The 18,115-nt window shown below is 49.9% G+C and carries 16 protein-coding genes; 14 read left to right on the top strand and 2 right to left on the bottom strand.

Annotated elements, in window-relative coordinates; all coding sequences use genetic code 11:
- Positions 1-45 precede the first annotated feature (45 nt).
- The 11 genes from nuoG (at position 46) to HAV38_RS11350 (ending at position 13,011) form a co-directional block, all read left to right on the top strand.
- Positions 46-2,391, top strand: coding sequence for an NADH-quinone oxidoreductase subunit NuoG (gene nuoG / locus HAV38_RS11300; RefSeq protein ID WP_168055389.1), 2,346 nt, complete (start codon positions 46-48; stop codon positions 2,389-2,391).
- Complete coding sequence (gene nuoH / locus HAV38_RS11305) at positions 2,391-3,458, top strand: NADH-quinone oxidoreductase subunit NuoH (protein WP_168055391.1); 1,068 nt, start codon at positions 2,391-2,393, stop codon at positions 3,456-3,458. The genes nuoG and nuoH overlap by 1 nt, the downstream gene beginning before the upstream one ends.
- A gap of 17 nt (positions 3,459-3,475) precedes the next feature.
- Positions 3,476-3,964 carry an NADH-quinone oxidoreductase subunit NuoI gene (nuoI, locus tag HAV38_RS11310; protein WP_168055393.1) on the top strand — a complete coding sequence of 163 codons (489 nt, stop codon included), beginning with the start codon at positions 3,476-3,478 and terminating at the stop codon, positions 3,962-3,964.
- A gap of 84 nt (positions 3,965-4,048) precedes the next feature.
- Positions 4,049-4,684, top strand: a complete 636-nt coding sequence (locus HAV38_RS11315) for an NADH-quinone oxidoreductase subunit J (protein WP_168055395.1) — start codon at positions 4,049-4,051, stop codon at positions 4,682-4,684.
- A gap of 12 nt (positions 4,685-4,696) precedes the next feature.
- The gene (nuoK, locus tag HAV38_RS11320; RefSeq protein ID WP_168055397.1) at positions 4,697-5,005 is read left to right on the top strand and encodes an NADH-quinone oxidoreductase subunit NuoK; all 309 of its coding nucleotides are present in this window, start codon (positions 4,697-4,699) and stop codon (positions 5,003-5,005) included.
- A 235-nt stretch (positions 5,006-5,240) separates the two neighbouring features.
- Complete coding sequence (gene nuoL, locus HAV38_RS11325; RefSeq protein WP_168055399.1) at positions 5,241-7,280, top strand: NADH-quinone oxidoreductase subunit L; 2,040 nt, start codon at positions 5,241-5,243, stop codon at positions 7,278-7,280.
- A 27-nt stretch (positions 7,281-7,307) separates the two neighbouring features.
- Positions 7,308-8,798 carry an NADH-quinone oxidoreductase subunit M gene (locus HAV38_RS11330; protein WP_168055401.1) on the top strand — a complete coding sequence of 497 codons (1,491 nt, stop codon included), beginning with the start codon at positions 7,308-7,310 and terminating at the stop codon, positions 8,796-8,798.
- Positions 8,799-8,866: 68 nt separating this feature from the next.
- The gene (gene nuoN, locus HAV38_RS11335) at positions 8,867-10,378 is read left to right on the top strand and encodes an NADH-quinone oxidoreductase subunit NuoN (protein ID WP_168055403.1); all 1,512 of its coding nucleotides are present in this window, start codon (positions 8,867-8,869) and stop codon (positions 10,376-10,378) included.
- A gap of 1 nt (position 10,379) precedes the next feature.
- Positions 10,380-10,688, top strand: a complete 309-nt coding sequence (locus tag HAV38_RS11340; RefSeq protein ID WP_168055405.1) for a DUF2818 family protein — start codon at positions 10,380-10,382, stop codon at positions 10,686-10,688.
- A gap of 286 nt (positions 10,689-10,974) precedes the next feature.
- Positions 10,975-11,529: an NUDIX domain-containing protein gene (locus tag HAV38_RS11345; RefSeq protein WP_168055407.1), complete on the top strand. Its 555-nt coding sequence runs from the start codon at positions 10,975-10,977 to the stop codon at positions 11,527-11,529.
- 153 nt (positions 11,530-11,682) lie between these two features.
- A complete protein-coding gene (locus HAV38_RS11350) occupies positions 11,683-13,011 on the top strand; it encodes a PQQ-dependent sugar dehydrogenase (RefSeq protein WP_168055409.1) in 1,329 nt (442 codons plus the stop codon).
- 236 nt (positions 13,012-13,247) lie between these two features.
- Here HAV38_RS11350 and HAV38_RS11355 read toward each other — a convergent pair whose 3' ends face one another.
- Positions 13,248-14,927 (bottom strand): electron transfer flavoprotein-ubiquinone oxidoreductase, encoded by a 1,680-nt coding sequence (locus HAV38_RS11355; RefSeq protein ID WP_168055411.1) that lies wholly within the window; start codon positions 14,925-14,927, stop codon positions 13,248-13,250.
- A gap of 212 nt (positions 14,928-15,139) precedes the next feature.
- On the opposite strand from HAV38_RS11355, the gene HAV38_RS11360 reads away from it, so the two are divergent.
- Positions 15,140-15,541 (top strand): acyl-CoA thioesterase, encoded by a 402-nt coding sequence (locus HAV38_RS11360; RefSeq protein WP_168055413.1) that lies wholly within the window; start codon positions 15,140-15,142, stop codon positions 15,539-15,541.
- Positions 15,542-15,665: 124 nt separating this feature from the next.
- Here the strand turns inward: HAV38_RS11360 and HAV38_RS11365 are convergent, their stop codons facing one another.
- Positions 15,666-16,226 (bottom strand): LuxR C-terminal-related transcriptional regulator, encoded by a 561-nt coding sequence (locus HAV38_RS11365; protein ID WP_168055569.1) that lies wholly within the window; start codon positions 16,224-16,226, stop codon positions 15,666-15,668.
- Positions 16,227-16,470: 244 nt separating this feature from the next.
- On the opposite strand from HAV38_RS11365, the gene HAV38_RS11370 reads away from it, so the two are divergent.
- Both HAV38_RS11370 and HAV38_RS11375 read left to right on the top strand, forming a co-directional pair.
- Entirely contained in the window at positions 16,471-17,166 is a 696-nt protein-coding gene (locus tag HAV38_RS11370; RefSeq protein ID WP_168055415.1) for a CoA transferase subunit A, read from the top strand.
- 94 nt (positions 17,167-17,260) lie between these two features.
- Positions 17,261-17,914, top strand: coding sequence for a CoA transferase subunit B (locus tag HAV38_RS11375; protein WP_168055417.1), 654 nt, complete (start codon positions 17,261-17,263; stop codon positions 17,912-17,914).
- Positions 17,915-18,115: the final 201 nt, after the last annotated feature.

The raw sequence follows: 18,115 nt of genomic DNA on the forward strand, positions 1-18,115 counted from the left end.
ATTCAGAACAGTAAGCAAAATACTTAGGCAAGAAAAGTAAAAGCCATGGTCGAAATCGAAATAGACGGCAAAAAAGTGGAAGTCCAAGAGGGCAGCATGGTAATGGATGCTGCCAATAAAATTGGTACTTATATCCCCCATTTTTGCTATCACAAAAAACTCTCCATTGCGGCCAATTGCCGCATGTGTCTGGTCGAGGTGGAAAAAGCGCCGAAGGCATTGCCTGCCTGCGCGACACCCGTGAGCGCGGGCATGATCGTGCGCACGGCAAGTGAAAAAGCTGTGACTGCACAAAAAAGCGTGATGGAATTCCTGCTGATTAATCACCCGCTTGATTGCCCAATTTGCGACCAGGGTGGTGAGTGTCAATTGCAGGATTTGGCAGTTGGTTACGGTAAGTCCTCATCTCGTTACGAAGAGGAAAAGCGGGTCGTTTCTCCTAAAGACGCGGGTCCCCTAATCTCCATGAAGGAAATGACGCGTTGCATTCAGTGCACGCGCTGCGTTCGTTTTGGCCAGGAAATTGCTGGCGTTATGGAATTCGGGATGGTTGGCCGTGGCGAACATTCGGAAATTACGACCTTCGTTGGCAAGACGGTTAACTCTGAACTGTCCGGCAACATGATCGATCTTTGCCCTGTTGGTGCATTGACTTCCAAACCGTTTCGTTACAGCGCACGTACATGGGAGTTATCCCGTCGTAAATCAATCAGCCCGCACGATGGTCTCGGCGCCAATCTGATTGTTCAGGTTAAGTCTGGCAAAGTGATGCGCGTACTTCCGTTGGAAAACAACGATGTAAACGAGTGCTGGTTGTCTGATAAAGATCGTTTTGCTTACGAGGGTTTGAATAGCGCCGAGCGCTTGACCAAGCCAATGTTGAAGCAAGACGGAAAATGGCAAGAAGTGGAATGGCAGACAGCGTTGGAATATGTTGCGCATGGTTTGCGCAATGTCCGTCATGAACACGGCCCAGATGCCATTGCCGCGCTAGGCACCCCGTATTCAACCCTGGAAGAGCTATCGCTTCTGCAAAAAGTTGTGCGTGGCCTTGGTTCCGAGAATATCGATTTCCGCACGCGTCAGTCCGACTTCGCTCTTGATGGCAAGGTCACGCCATGGCTAGGTATGTCGATCAACGAGTTCGCTGAGCTTGATCGCGCATTTCTGATCGGTTCGTTTTTGCGTAAAGATCATCCGTTGCTGTCGGCGCGGTTACGGTTGAGTGTCAAGAGCGGTGCTAAGTTGAGTATCCTGCATGCGACCGATGACGATTTGCTGATGCCAGTTGCCAACAAGATTATCGCTGCACCGTCGGCTTGGTTGGCTTTGCTAGGCGAAGTTGCAGTTTCAGTCGCACAAGCTAAAAATGTTGCGATACCTGCAGGTCTGGAAAACGTGACTCCGTCGGCTGTGGCAGCGCAAACGGCCGCCAGCTTGTTATCTGGCTCGGCCAAAGCTGTCCTGTTAGGCAATGCGGCTGCTCAGCATCCGCAAGCGTCCCAATTACACGCCGCCGCGCAATGGATCGCGCAAGAAACGGGCGCACGTTTTGGCTACATGACCGAAGCGGGTAATACCGTGGGTGGTTATCTTGCGCAAGCCATTCCCGCGGCAGGCAAGGGCGCCAACGCACAATCAATGTTCGCGCAACCGCGTAAGGCATATGTTTTGTTAAACGTTGAGCCTGAACTTGACAGCTTTAATCCGCAGGTAGTACGTGCCGCCTTAGACCAAGCCGAGATGGTTGTCATGCTGTCTGCGTTCAAGCACGCTACCGACTACGCAGACGTGTTGCTGCCAATTGCACCGTTTACCGAAACTTCGGGTACCTTCGTCAATTGCGAAGGTCGTGCGCAAAGTTTCAATGGTACTGTTCGCCCCTTGGGTGAGGCACGACCTGCGTGGAAAGTACTACGCGTTTTAGGTAACCTGCTCGGCTTGACAGGTTTTGATTACGATACTTCGGAAGCAATTCGTGCGGAAGTCCTCGGTACTAGCAATCCTGCAGAAGCAAACTTTCAAAGTCGTTTAAACAATCTGACGGACCTCGATATGCCGGTGGCGACACAATCGCAGGAGAGCGTAGGTATAGAGCGTATCGCAGATGTGCCTATCTATTTTTCCGATGCGGTAGTCCGTCGCGCACCATCATTGCAAAAGACGGCAGATGGGCAAAATCCGCAAGCCTGGTTGTCCGTAACGCTGGCCGAAAAGCTAGGCATTGCTAGCGGTGACCGCGTCACCGTCAAGCAAGGACGAGGGATAGCAATGTTAATTGCAGTAGTGGATGCCGGTTTGCCTGATAACGTTGTGCGCGTAGCCGCCGCGCATGCATCGACTGCAGCACTCGGGCCGATGTTCGGCTCTATCGCGGTGGAGAAAGCGTAATGGATCATTTTATCTCCACTATTAATGCCGCCGGTGTAGCTAATCTAGGGCACATCTGGCCCTTGATCTGGAGCGTTATCAAGATCGTCATCATTGTTGTACCCTTGCTGTTATGTGTGGCCTATTTGACGTATTGGGAACGTAAGCTGATCGGCTGGATGCACATCCGGCTTGGTCCCAATCGTGTTGGTCCTTTTGGCTTGTTACAACCGATCGCTGATGCCCTGAAATTACTGCTTAAAGAAGTCACGCTTCCTTCGAAGGCAAACAAATATTTGTTTTTTATTGCACCGATCATGACGATCATGCCAGCGCTTGCAGCATGGGCGGTGGTGCCGTTTGGACCCGAAACAGTGTTGGCTAACGTCAACGCAGGTTTGCTATTTGTGATGGCCATCACTTCGATGGAAGTCTACGGTGTGATCATTGCGGGTTGGGCTTCCAATTCCAAATATGCTTTTCTCGGTGCGATGCGGGCGTCGGCCCAAATGGTGTCGTATGAAATCGCAATGGGTTTTGCACTGGTAATCGTGCTGATGGTGTCGGGTAGTCTGAATCTGACTGATATCGTCATGGGGCAGAGTAAGGGTTACTTCTACGACAAAGGGATTGGCTTCCTGTCCTGGAACTGGTTGTCGTTGCTGCCGGTATTCGTGATCTATTTCATCTCGGGTATTGCCGAAACTAATCGTCATCCATTTGACGTGGTCGAAGGTGAGTCCGAAATTGTCGCCGGTCATATGATCGAGTATTCAGGCATGTCGTTTGCGATGTTTTTCCTCGCTGAATATGCCAACATGATTTTGATCTCGATTCTGACGACATTGCTGTTTCTGGGTGGGTGGGCGTCGCCCGTGCAGTTGCTGGATTTCATTCCTGGATGGATCTGGCTCGGTGCGAAGACCTTCCTGGTGGTATCGATGTTTATCTGGGTCCGTGCGTCTTTCCCGCGCTATCGCTACGACCAGATCATGCGTCTTGGCTGGAAAGTATTTATCCCGTTGACGCTAGCCTATTTGGTGATCGTCGCAGCCTGGATTCAAAGTCCGTGGAATATCTGGAAGTAATGGAAGGTTTATTGTAAATGGAAGCGATCAAGGATTTTTTCGGTAGCTTGATGCTACTGGAGCTACTCAAGGGATTACGGCTGACCGGCCGTTATCTGTTTGCGCGCAAAATCACGGTGTTGTTCCCGGAAGAAAAGACACCGCAGTCCCCGCGATTTCGTGGTCTGCACGCGTTACGTCGCTATCCAAATGGCGAAGAGCGTTGCATTGCCTGTAAACTGTGCGAGGCGGTGTGTCCGGCAATGGCGATTACGATTGAATCCGAACAACGCGATGATGGAACGCGCCGTACTACGCGTTACGACATTGACCTGACCAAATGCATTTTTTGTGGATTTTGCGAAGAGTCCTGCCCGGTAGATTCTATCGTCGAAACGCATATTCTCGAATATCACGGCGAAAAGCGCGGCGACTTGTACTACACCAAAGAGATGTTACTCGCAGTCGGTGATCGGTACGAACCCGAAATCGCTGCTGCACGTGCTGCGGATGCTGCATACCGTTAATCGGTATTGCTCCTGGCTTGAGGAAGATGGTTTATCCTCACGCCTGAATATGAAGCTTATTTAGCTGACTTTTTTTGGTCGATTATGGAATTTAAGACATTCTTGTTTTACGCGTTTTCGGTCGTGCTTGTTATGGCTGCCTTACGTGTTATTACAGCGCGCAATCCAGTGCATTCAGCCTTGTTTCTGGTATTGGCGTTCTTCTCTGCAGCTGGTATCTGGATGTTGCTTAAGGCCGAGTTTCTGGCCATTGTGCTGGTGCTGGTATATGTCGGTGCCGTGATGGTGTTGTTCTTATTTGTCGTGATGATGCTGGATGTCAATCTGGATAAAATGAGAGAAGGCTTTTGGGGCTACTTTCCGCTTGCGGCGACCGTCGGCGTAATTATCGTGCTCGAAATGGCCGCAGTGTTATTACGGGGATTTTGGGCGCCAGAAAGCGAAGTGCCAGCCATCTCCGCTAACATAGGCAACACAAAAGCGCTTGGCTTACTCATTTACACCCAATACGTTTATGCGTTTGAGATCGCCGCTGTCGTCTTGCTGGTCGCCATCGTCGCCGCTGTTGCGTTGACTTTGCGTCGTAGAAAAGATACCAAAAGCATGGCACCGTCTGAAGCCGTTAAAGCGAAAAGCACTGACCGGATACGTTTGGTGAAAATGAAATCCGAGCAGCGGCCGTTTGACGCGCCCGCGACGATGCCGCTAGAGAAAAAATAAAAGGAACGCCGCATGACTTTATCACTGTCACATTATTTGATCCTGGGCGCGATTCTTTTTGCGATCGCGATTGTCGGTATTTTCCTGAATCGCAAAAATATTATCGTATTGCTCATGGCAATTGAATTAATGTTGTTGTCGGTGAATATCAACTTCATCGCTTTTTCGTACTATCTGGGCGATGCCGCAGGACAGATTTTTGTATTCTTCATTATGACCGTTGCAGCAGCCGAAGCAGCGATTGGCCTGGCTATTCTGGTCGTACTATTCCGAAATCTCGATACCATCAATGTGGAAGATCTCGATAGTCTTAAAGGGTAATTCCGCATTTTTGCACAGCATTGCAATACAAGTTTTGAGTAGAAGATGCTTGATGCCGAGTGTTTAAAATAGACACTCAGCATCAAGCAGGCCATATTAATGATCAAAATAAACGATCGTTGCAAATGATCGTTTTTGGTAGCCGATTTTAAGACTAGTAACAGCGTAAAGTACGGCCGATTAATGGCGCGCTCATCGCGACTAAAGCGAACAACGAATAAAGATAAGGTTCATCATGGCGGGGCAACTTAACCCACAATTACTTCTGGCCGTACCGTTGGCACCTCTTGTTGGTGCCGCGATAGCAGGCTTGTTTGGCACGCGATTTTTCGGCAATTTGATAGGACGCAAGACTTCGCACACAGTGACAATTTTAGGTGTGTTAATCGCGTTCATCATTTCAGTCCAGACCTTGCTGGCAGTGATCGATGGTGCATCGTTTAACGGCACGCTTTACACCTGGTTGACCGTGGGTGGCGTAAAGCTGGAAGTCGGGTTTTTAGTCGATAGCCTGACCGCAATGATGATGTGTGTAGTCACCTTTGTGTCGCTGATGGTGCATATTTACACTATCGGCTACATGAAAGATGATGAAGGCTACAACCGCTTCTTCTCGTACATTTCTCTCTTTACGTTTGCGATGTTGATGCTTGTGATGAGCAACAACTTCCTGCAACTGTTTTTTGGTTGGGAGGCGGTAGGGCTGGTGTCGTACTTGCTGATTGGCTTCTGGTACACCAAGCCGACTGCGATTGTCGCCAACATGAAGGCATTTCTGGTCAATCGTGTCGGAGACTTCGGTTTCATCCTCGGCATTGGTTTGTTGCTGGCGTATTCCGGTTCGATGAATTATGCCGAAGTGTTTGCCCAAAAAGGTTCGCTTGCCCAATTGACATTGCCGGGCAGCGACTGGATGTTGCTGACGGTTGCATGTATCTGTCTGTTTATTGGCGCGATGGGTAAGTCAGCTCAGTTCCCGTTGCATGTCTGGTTGCCCGATTCCATGGAAGGTCCGACCCCTATCTCTGCGCTGATTCACGCTGCGACGATGGTGACTGCGGGTATCTTTATGGTGGCGCGGATGTCGCCGTTGTTCGAGTTGTCGGATACGGCATTGTCTTTCATTCTGATCATCGGTTCTATTACTGCGCTTTTCATGGGTTTTCTGGGCATGATCCAGACGGACATCAAACGCGTGGTTGCTTATTCAACGTTGTCGCAATTGGGTTACATGACGGTTGCTCTGGGTGCTTCGGCGTACTCCGTCGCAGTGTTCCATTTGATGACGCACGCATTCTTTAAAGCACTGCTGTTTTTGGGTGCGGGTTCCGTCATCATCGGCCTGCATCATGATCAGGACATGCGCAACATGGGTGGTCTCCGTAAGTACATGCCGATTACCTGGATCACGTCCCTGATCGGGTCGCTGGCATTGATTGGTACGCCGTTCTTCTCCGGGTTTTACTCCAAAGACAGTATCATTGAAGCGGTCCAGGCCACCCATTTGTATGGTGCCGGATTTGCTAAATTCGCTGTGCTGGCAAGCGTTTTCGTTACGGCTTTTTATTCTTTCCGTATGTATTTTATGGTGTTTCATGGCGAAGAGCGCTTTGGTAAGGCCCATCATCATGATCATCATGAGGAAGAAGAGGCTGACGATCACGGACATCACGGTCTCGCTCCCGGACAAAAGCCGCATGAATCGCCATGGGTAGTGACCGTGCCCCTGATTTTGTTGGCGATTCCGTCCGCAGTTATCGGATTCTTTGCGATCGAACCTATGTTGTACGGTAATTTTTTCAACGGCGTAATCGTTGTTGATAATGCGCACCATGCGATGGAAGAATTGCGAAGCGAATCCCACGGTCCGTTAAGCATGGTCATGCATAGTCTGACTACAGCACCGTTGTGGCTCGCCATTGCAGGCGTGGTTGTTGCCTATTATTTCTATATGGTCAATCCGCGTGTGCCAGCGGCGATCAAGCAAAAGTTGCATCCGATTTTTGTGTTGTTGGACAATAAGTACTATCTGGATAAATTCAACGAAGTCGTCTTCGCAGGCGGCGCCCGGTTGATTGGTCGTGGTTTGTGGAACGTTGGCGACCGTAGTCTGATTGATGGTCTGGTTGTGAACGGTAGCGCCAAGGCCGTCAACTGGTTCTCGAAAATTACTCGCCTTTGGCAGTCCGGTTACATCTATCACTACGCTTTTGTGATGATTATTGGTGTGCTGGGTTTCCTGGTTTGGTTCATGCCGTCTCCGTTTGCCAAATAAGTTGGCGAAGTAAAGTAAATAATAACCATGATTCAGTCAACTTTCCCTCTTCTTAGCCTCGCGATCTGGTGCCCCATCGCGTTTGGTGTGCTCGTCTTGGCAATCGGCCGTGACGATAATCCGCAACTGGTCCGATGGCTGTCGCTATTTGGCGCCTTGGTCAGTCTGGCAGTCACCGTGCCGTTGATGACTAATTTCGATAACAGCTTCCATGGCATGCAGTTTGTCGAAAAAGCGGCATGGATACCACGCTTCAGCATCAACTATTCACTTGGAATTGATGGCCTGTCACTTTGGTTTATTCCATTGACGGCTTTCATCAACGTGATGGTGATTGTCTCGGCGTGGGAAGTAATTCAAAAGCGTGTGGCGCAATACATGGGCGCGTTCCTGATATTGTCAGGTGTGATGATCGGTGTGTTCTGCGCACTGGATGGCATGCTGTTTTACGTATTTTTTGAAGCCACGCTGGTGCCGATGTTTATCATTATCGGTGTTTGGGGCGGCGCTAATCGGGTCTATGCAGCGATCAAATTTTTCCTCTACACGTTCTTCGGTTCGTTATTGATGCTGATTGCTCTGCTGTATTTGTACTTTGTCTCAGGCGGTAGCTTCGATATCCTTGCGTGGCATCAGGTGCCTTTGTCAATGGCAGCTCAGATTTATATTTTCCTGGCATTCCTAATGGCGTTTGCTGTCAAAGTGCCGATGTGGCCGGTTCATACCTGGTTGCCGGATGCCCACGTTGAGGCACCTACCGGCGGTTCTGTGGTGCTGGCGGCGATCATGCTGAAATTGGGCGGATACGGTTTCCTGCGGTTTTCGTTGCCTATCGCACCGGATGCTAGTCATTATCTGGCCGGCTTCATGATTACCTTGTCATTGATCGCGGTGATTTATATTGGTTTGGTCGCGCTAGTGCAAAACGACATGAAAAAACTTGTAGCGTATTCATCGATTGCGCATATGGGCTTTGTTACCCTCGGGTTCTTCGTGTTTAATGACATGGCGGTGCAGGGCGGAATAGTACAGATGATTTCTCATGGCTTTGTTTCCGGAGCGATGTTCTTGTGTATCGGCGTCATGTATGACCGTTTGCACACACGCGAAATCTCCCAGTACGGCGGCCTGGTCAATGTGATGCCGCGCTTTGCAGCGCTGTTCGTATTATTCTCCCTTGCTAACAGCGGACTGCCTGGCACCTCCGGTTTTGTCGGTGAATTCATGGTGATTCTGGGTGCAGTCAAAGCTAACTTCTGGATCGGTCTATTAGCTGCAACGGCATTGATTCTAGGCGCTGCGTATTCATTGTGGCTGGTGAAGCGGGTTGTGTTTGGTGTCATTACCAATCCACATGTCAAAGAAATGACTGACCTTAACAAACGTGAATTTTTCATGCTCGGCTTGCTGGCGATTGCTGTGATAGCCATGGGTCTTTACCCGGCTCCGTTTGCCGATGCGATGCAAGTATCGGTGGCTGACCTGTTGAAACACGTTGCCATCTCCAAATTGAATTGATTACGCCATGTCCCTAAGCAGAAAACAAATAGCGTTTAGCTCTAGCGAAAAAAATAAGCGGCAAATAAATGAATAATATAAATCTGATCCCCGTGTATCCGGAAATTTTTCTGCTGATTGCGACTTCCGCAATTCTGCTGATCGACATGTTCGTTTCGGATGCAAAACGTCACATCACTTATTATTTGACGTTGCTGGTGCTGGTGGTCTGCTTCGGGTTGACGCTCGTTGATTTCAATGCGGGCGCGACGGCCTACACGTTTCATAACATGTTCGTCAGTGATCCTTTAGCGCACCTGCTGAAGCTTTGCTCTTACATTGCGGTTTTTGCGACTTTAGTCTATTCGCGTGACTATATTGGTGAGCGCGAGATGGTGAATAATCATCTTGGCGGAGAATTTTATCCGCTAGCGCTATTTGCGCTGCTCGGGCAGATGGTCATGATTTCAGGCAATAACTTCCTGATCATTTACCTCGGTCTTGAGCTGATGTCGTTGTCGTTATATGCACTGGTTGCACTACGCCGAGATAATGCCAGCGCAACTGAAGCCGCGATGAAGTACTTTGTACTTGGCGCAATGGCTTCCGGATTTCTGCTCTATGGTATGTCGATGTTATACGGCGCGACCGGTTCGCTTGATCTGATTGAAGTTACCCGTGCCATTGCTGGTGGCGGGACTGAAACCCAGCACAACACGCTGGTATTTGGCGTGGTTTTCCTGGTTGCGGGACTAGCCTTTAAGTTGGGCGCCGTTCCTTTTCATATGTGGGTTCCGGATGTCTACCAGGGTGCGCCGACAGCCGTGACACTGCTATTGGGGGGTGCGCCAAAGCTCGCCGCGTTCGCTATCTGTTTCCGTCTGCTGGTTGAGGGCTTATTGTTGTTGGCAGTTGACTGGCAGCAAATGCTAATGATTCTTGCAATATTATCCATGGCGATTGGTAACATAACCGCCATTGCGCAGACCAACATCAAACGCATGCTGGCCTATTCGACGATTTCGCACATGGGCTTCTTGCTGCTGGGTCTAATGTCCGGCGTCGTTAATGGCAACATGTACTCTGCCACGGGCGCTTACGGCGCGGCACTGTTTTACGCGATCACCTATGTACTCACCACGCTGGGGACGTTTGGGGTGATCATGTTGCTGGCACGCTCAGGATTTGAAGCTGAAAATATTGACGACTTTAAAGGCCTGAACCAGCGTAGTCCATGGTTTGCGGGGATCATGTTGTTGTTGATGCTTTCGCTGGCAGGCGTGCCGCCTTTGATAGGTTTTTTCGGTAAATTATCGATACTGCGGGCGGTGTTAGGCACTGGCCAAATCTGGCTTTCTATCGTGGCGGTATTGTTCTCGTTGATTGGCGCATACTATTATTTACGCGTGATTAAAGTGATGTATTTTGATGACGCACAAGACACGCAAAAGATCGTGGCAAAAGGCGACGCACGCGTGTTGCTGAGCCTGAATGGCATCGCAGTGTTAGCACTGGGAATATGGCCGCAAACGTTAATGAACATTAGCCAGACTGCTATCGTTCGCTCGCTGGCCAGTTTTGTCGGCCGTTTGACGTCTTAAAGTGAACGCATCTTTTTCTAGCCTGACCGTCATAGTCCTGGCGCTTCTGGCAGCTAATTTGCCGTTCGTCAACGAGCGATTGATGGCGGTGCTCCCGCTTAAGGCAGGCGCAGCTAAGCCGGTCTGGGTGCGCCTGGTGGAGTTGTTCGTGTGGTATTGGGTTGTCGGCGGAACCGGGCGCTTACTTGAATCACGTATCGGTAATGCCTTCTCGCAAACCTGGGAGTTCTACGTTGTAACGGGATGTCTATTTTTGGTGTTTGCATTTCCCGGTTATGTACATCGTTATCTGCGGAAAAAACGTGCCTGACTTGAAATGAAGCCGACGATCAGTCGGCTTTTGCTTTTAAGGCGATCCCCGCGTTTTTGTCATTGGCGACCTAGGTGGGTGCGGCAACTTGATTGACGCATCTCTTTTTTTGCAACGTAAAACTGGCGTCCAGATGCGTTGCACGACTATCCGATAGTAGGATAGTCGTGAACGCTTTGTAGCGTATCTGTTCGTTTCAAGTTGATTACACTCACATTGCATTTCAGTGACACTGATTACCAGTCCTGAGAGCTTCCACGATTTTTTCTTTTGCCGGAGTATTCATATGGACCAACACCTCAAAGAAACGCAGATCGATAGTACTTTGGTCTACGACGGGAGTTTTTTGAAGGTGCAACGTGATACGGTAGCATTGCCAAATGGCAAGCCGACCATTCGCGAGTACATTAAACATCCAGGTGCTGTTGTAGTTCTGGCTTTGTTCGAGGACGGCTCGGTGCTAATGGAGCGCCAGTTCCGCTATCCGCTGCACCGTGTATTTATTGAGTTCCCTGCAGGTAAAATTGATCTAAACGAAGATCCCCTCGAGTGTGCCAAGCGCGAGTTGCAAGAAGAAACCGGTTACACAGCTACCGACTGGCAGTACGTTTCCACCATTCATAATGCGATTGCTTACGCGGACGAACATCTGGATATTTTTCTCGCACGCGGACTGACAGTGGGCGAACGTCGGCTTGACGATGAAGAGTTTCTGGATGTCTTCAAAGCGCCACTGGATGACTTGTTATCGTGGGTAAAGGAGGGGAAAATCACTGACGTCAAAACGGTGATTGGCACTTTCTGGCTTGAGAAAATCGTTGCCGGTGATTGGAAGTTGTAGCAAGTAAATTGATAAAAAGTCCGTATTATCTAGCCGTTTACAAGGTTTTGCTGAAAAGGCAATAAGGCGGATCGGCGCACTAGTCGCAATTCGCGCTAGCGCAGGTCTCGCATTTATTCGATAATAAAAAGTCCCGCTAAACGGAGTTGCTCCATGCATTCACCTTATCGCTCAGTCCTCTCGATTCTCATCTCATTTTGTCTGCTAGCGGTGACCCTGAGCGCATGCGGGGAAGTGGCTACCTTGCCAGAGCAAGATGGTTTCGGCCCCAAGCCAGTTTTGCCAGCGCCGCATCATAGCTTGTTTCCCACCGTGAATATCGCGCCTGCTAAGGGGTGGCCCTCTGGCACTACTCCTAAAGCTGGTCAAGGTTTGAGCGTCAGTGCCTTCGCGTCGGGGCTCGACCATCCACGCTGGTTGTATACCTTGCCAAATGGCGACGTTTTGGTTGCCGAGACCAATGCGCCCCCTAAACCAGAGGATGCAAAAGGAATCAAAGGCTGGGTCATGAAACTGGTCATGCGGCGTGCCGGCGCGGGAACCCCGAGCGCGAACCGGATTACATTGCTGCGCGACAATCAGGGCGACGGCATCGTTACCCGCAGCGTATTTTTGCAAGATTTGAACTCGCCGTTTGGCATGACGCTGGTTGGGAGCAATTTGTATGTCGCCACCACCGATGCAATACTAAGATTTCCCTATCGCACCGGAGACACCCAGATAACTGCGCCTGGCGTAAAGGTGCTTGATTTGCCTGCAGGTCCGATTAATCATCACTGGACCAAAAATGTGGTTGCCAGCCCTGACGGATCGCGTTTATATGTCACGGTAGGCTCGAACAGTAACGTCGGTGAAAATGGCGTCGAGAACGAGCGCAATCGCGCGGCTATTTTGGAATTCAATATTACGGCTGGCAGCTCCCGGGTTTTTGCGTCGGGCCTGCGCAATCCAAACGGCATGGCATGGGAGCCGCGTACCGGCGCGCTCTGGACCGTCGTTAATGAGCGCGATGAAATCGGTAACGATCTGGTGCCCGATTACATGACGTCCGTAAAAGACGGCGCTTTTTATGGGTGGCCCTACAGCTATTACGGTCAGCATATCGATACTCGGGTGACCCCGCAGCAGCCTGCTTTGGTGGCGCGCGCTATCGCACCGGATTATGCGTTAGGCGCGCATACGGCCTCGCTCGGTCTGACTTTTTACGAAGGTAACTTACTGCCCAAGCGTTTTTTAGGAGGCGTATTTATCGGCCAGCACGGTTCCTGGAATCGCAAACCACGTAGTGGCTATAAGGTAATTTTTGTGCCGTTCGCAAATGGTTTTCCGGCCGGAAAGCCCGAAGATATTCTCAGCGGTTTCCTCAACGCCGACGGCGACGCGATGGGTCGCCCGGTAGGGGTAGCGGTTGATCGTCATGGCGCGTTGCTGGTCGCGGACGATGTTGGCAACGTTATATGGAGGGTGACACCGGCGAAGTAACGTCTATGTCAAATAAATTGCTTATCGTGCGGATTTTCACCAGGCACATTCGGTATAGGCTTTAGCCACGGCTAAACAATATTTGTTGCGCAAAATGCTAAAGTAGACCGCGTAAAAATAATGGCCAGTTTTACCAGAACATGAAGTGTATATTTCATGTTTTGGTAAGTCGGCCGCTATTTTTTATTTCTTTTGCGCTGTAGTTGAAACCATAACCAACTATAGCTATAAGTGGATTACATATTCGCGTAATTCGGGCCGCCGCCACCTTCTGGCGTAACCCAAACGATATTTTGAGTCGGATCCTTGATGTCGCAGGTTTTACAGTGGACGCAGTTTTGCGCATTGATTTGTAGCCTTTCGGTATTATCCGGATTGGTCACAAATTCATACACCCCCGCCGGGCAATAACGTGCCTCTGGTCCCGCGTAACGCGCCATATTGACGTCCACCGGTACCGATGGGTCCTTCAATGTCAGATGAATCGGCTGCTCTTCTGCGTGATTGGTATTGGAGATAAAAACCGATGACAAACGGTCGAAGGTCAGTTTTCCATCCGGTTTAGGATATTTGATCGGCGCGTAGTTAGCTGCAGGCTTCAGACACTCATGGTCTGCGTGGGTGTGATGCAAGGTCCACGGCGCTTTGCCGCCGAATACCACCTGGTCGATACCGACCATTAATGTGCCGAGATACAGGCCCTTGCTCATCCACGGTTTGAAATTGCGGGCTTTATACAATTCTTCGTATAGCCATGATTTTTCGAACGCGTCCGCGTAAGCGGTTAATTCATCATGCTGGCGCTCGCTGACGATGGCGGCAAAGGCGGCCTCCGCAGCCAACATGCCTGTCTTAATCGCTGCATGGCTGCCCTTGATACGGCTGGCGTTTAAAAAGCCGGCTTCGCAACCGATCAAAGCGCCGCCATTGAACGTTAGTTTGGGCAGTGACTGCAAACCACCGGCAGCTATCGCACGCGCGCCGTAAGAAAGACGTTTGCCGCCGACGAAAAATTTGCTGATTTCCGGATGCGTTTTGTAGCGTTGGAATTCCTCGTACGGCGACATGTACGGATTTTCATAGGCAAGTCCGACTACATAACCAACCGCAACCTGATTGTTTTCCAGATGATAGAGGAACGATCCGCCATAGGTCTTGGTATCGAGTGGCCAGCCTGCCGTATGGATCACCAGGCCGGGTTTGTGCAGCTTAGGATCGATTTCCCACAGTTCTTTGATCCCCAAACCGTAAGTTTGCGGATCCTTATCTTTGTTGAGGTCGTATTTTGCGATGATTTGCTTGCCCAGGCTGCCGCGGGCACCCTCTGCAAACAACGTATATTTGGCGTGCAGTTCCATGCCCAACTGGAACGCATCGGTCGGTTTTCCGTCGCGCCCAAGACCCATGTTGCCGGTCGCTACGCCTTTTACCGAGCCATCATCATTGTAAAGCACCTCGGCGGCAGGAAAGCCGGGAAATATATCTACGCCCAATGTCTCTGCCTGCTGGCCCAGCCAACGGACCACGTTCGCCAGTGAAATGACGTAATTACCATGATTCTGGAAGCAACCCGGCAGCATCCAGTTAGGGGTTTTAAATGCTTTGGTAGCGGTCAAAAACAGGAACCGGTCCTCGCTCACCTCGGTGTTTAGCGGTGCTCCCAGCTCTTTCCATTGGGGGATCAGTTCAGTCAATGCTTGCGGATCCATGACTGCACCTGACAAAATGTGCGCACCGATTTCACTGCCTTTTTCCAGGACGCAGACCGACACTTCTTTCCCTTTTTCGGAGGCGAACTGCTTTAAGCGAATCGCCGCGGCCAAGCCAGCGGGGCCGCCTCCGACTACAACCACGTCGTATTCCATGGCCTCTCTTGGGCCGTATTGTTCAAGTATACTTTGCGTCTGGTCGGTCATTGTATCTTCACCTATATTTTATTTTCGAACGTTTGTGCTAATTGTTTGTGCTAATTGTCGGGGATATTGCGGCAAAATACCAGACTTTGCCATATGCGTGTAGCAAGCGCGACGCCTTACGTGCGCCGAACGTTGCGTTCAAGCATCAAGGGCGCGTATGCACTCTTCATCCGTTCACACCTGTCGCTGTTTAAATAATGTAGAAAGAATGTATGGAAAGTAAAAAATTAGTCCATCGGAGTAAGGTTGCCATTCGTTGGGGTGACATGGATGCACTCGGACACGTGAATAATACGGTGTATTTTCGGTACATGGAACAGGCGCGCGTGGCATGGATGGAATCATTGAACAATCCGCTTGGCGGCGCGCAAGGGCCGGTGCTAGTGAATGCGCAATGTAGTTTTTTGCGCCAGCTCAAGTACCCTGGCGACGTCGAAGTCTCTTGTTACATGGGTGTCATTGGTCGTTCCAGCTTCGAAATGACGTATGAAATTCGCCGCGTTGATGTTCCAGAGGTTATTTTCGCCGAGGGATCCGCAAAACTGGTATGGATCGATTTTAAGATGGAAAAGTCTGTTCCTTTGCCGGATCACGTCCGCGCATTGCTGGCGTAATTTGCGTGACCTTCAAAGGAGTTTTCGCAACGGACTTAAGGACCTGATGTAATTTGAATTACACGACGTGCCAGCTCGCAAAAGGCCAGGTCTCAATGCGGCACCCAACTCTGATACCCACAAATTAGCCATTTATACCAAGCAACCGATGCACCAATTCACTCGACGTCGCTGCAGTAAATTTTTTCATCAGATTAGCCCGATGCATTTCGACGGTGCGTGGGCTCAGGCCGATTTGTTTGCCGATCAGCTTGCTTGTTTTTCCTTCCACCAGTAGCGCGGCAATTTCACGCTCGCGTGGCGATAACACTGCTGATGCCTTGCGTTTTCCGCTCAAGTCTTCAAAAGTCCAGATTCCCGCTGCGTGAGTATTGTCTGGGACTAATGTGTGACCGATAACGTGGCACCAAAAAAGTTCGCCGTCGGCACGGCGCATGATACGTTCATCCGAATAGCTTCCTTTTGCATTCATTATTGGCACTATTCGGGCACCGGTTCGTTCAAATTCATCGGGGGTGGGATAAAGTAATTGAAATGACTCGCCATTCAAATCACCGCGTTCGTAACCAAACATTTGCGTTAACGCTGCATTGCAGACTTGCATAATACGGTGTTTAGAGACGCACATGCCAACCGGCGCGTGGTCAAAAATGACTTGATAATCAATTTCTGGGGATGCATTCATTGGCAATAGGCGGGGCAGGTGGCGGTAATTTAGGGCGCTTTGTAGCAGGGCACCTTGCTGCCGTGTGATTATATTCATGACGCGAAACATGTCACGCTGTAGTCTGCGATTTTAACGTTACTTGTTTCACCAGAGTATTAGGTCCGTATTTTTACGGTATTGTCGAATCAGCCAGTTCATCATATGCTATCAGGCGAATCAAAGAGCAATAATAGTCTGAGTTTACTCAAAAGGAGATAGCGGTATGAATAAAGTTTATCCTGACGCGGCCAGCGCGTTGGCAGGTATTGTGAGCGACGGCCAGACCATCGCTGTTGGCGGTTTTGGATTATGTGGTATTCCAGAAGCATTAATCGCAGCGCTGCGCGATTCTGGCGTACAAAATCTGACGGCGATTTCGAACAATGCGGGCGTTGATGGCTTCGGTCTCGGTCAGTTGCTGAGCACGCGTCAAATAAAAAAAATGATTGCATCCTACGTCGGTGAGAATAAAGAGTTTGAACGGCAGTACCTGGCTGGCGAACTGGAGCTTGAATTTACGCCTCAGGGTACTCTGGCCGAGAAACTTCGTGCTGGCGGCTCTGGTATTCCTGCATTTTTCACCAAGACTGGCGTTGGTACTTTAATCGCCGAAGGTAAGGAAACACGCGAATTTGATGGCGAAAATTACATCATGGAAAAATCGCTTGTAGCTGATATCTCTCTGGTCAAGGCCTATAAGGCAGATCGTAGCGGCAATCTGGTCTATAACAAAACAGCGCGCAATTTCAATCCTAACGTTGCCATGGCCGGAAAGATCACTGTGGTTGAGGTTGAATATTTGGTCGAAGTCGGTGAAATCGATCCAGATGAAGTCCATACCCCGGGTATTTTTGTGCATCGGATCGTGGTCAATGCGTCGCCGGAAAAGCGGATCGAACAACGCACCGTCAGCAAGTAGGGCTTTTGGGTCTTTGAAGGCCTCGGCCTCAAGGCATACAATGCCTTGATTCCACCAATTCGGATAAAAAATAGTATAAGAACGGAGAATAGATATGGCATGGACTCGTGATGAAATGGCCGCGCGTGCGGGGCAAGAATTGCAGGACGGTTTTTACGTCAATCTGGGTATCGGTTTGCCGACGTTAGTGGCAAATCACGTCCCTAAAGGGATGGAAGTCTGGTTGCAATCAGAGAACGGCCTATTAGGTATCGGCCCTTTTCCAACCGAAGACAAGGTCGATGCTGATGTGATTAATGCCGGTAAGCAAACGGTGACGTCGTTGCCAGGCTCGTCTTATTTTAGCTCGGCCGACTCGTTTGCCATGATCCGCGGCGGAAAAGTCAATCTTGCCGTCTTGGGCGCAATGCAGGTATCAAAGACTGGCGATTTAGCAAACTGGATGATTCCCGGGAAGATGGTCAAGGGAATGGGCGGCGCGATGGATTTGGTCGCAGGGGTCAAGCGCGTGGTAGTGTTAATGGAACACGTAGCTAAAGCTAAAGATGGCACAACCTCCCATAAAATTCTGAATGCGTGTGATTTGCCATTGACGGGTATCGCGGTTGTTAACCGCATTATCACTGATCTTGCGGTGCTGGACGTGACACCACAGGGCTTAAAAGTGGTTGAACTGGCAACCGGCGTGACAAAAGAAGAATTGATAGAGAAAACAGGTGCAGAGTTGGATTTCAGCAGCTTGAACTAATCTTTTTGACTGCAATACAAGGGCCGACAATGTATGTCGGCTTTTTTTTGCCTTTTATCTTCTGCCGCATAGCAACTTCGTCACCTCAATTTACGCGGTAGCACGTGCTTTTAGGGCGATAAACAGAGCGAATAATTCGGTCATTAGCCATTTTGGAGCATTTTATACGCTAGCGACGGTAGAATAGAGGGGCTTTCCTTT

Source organism: Glaciimonas immobilis (assembly GCF_011947285.1).
Taxonomy (GTDB): Bacteria; Pseudomonadota; Gammaproteobacteria; order Burkholderiales; family Burkholderiaceae_D; genus Glaciimonas; species Glaciimonas immobilis.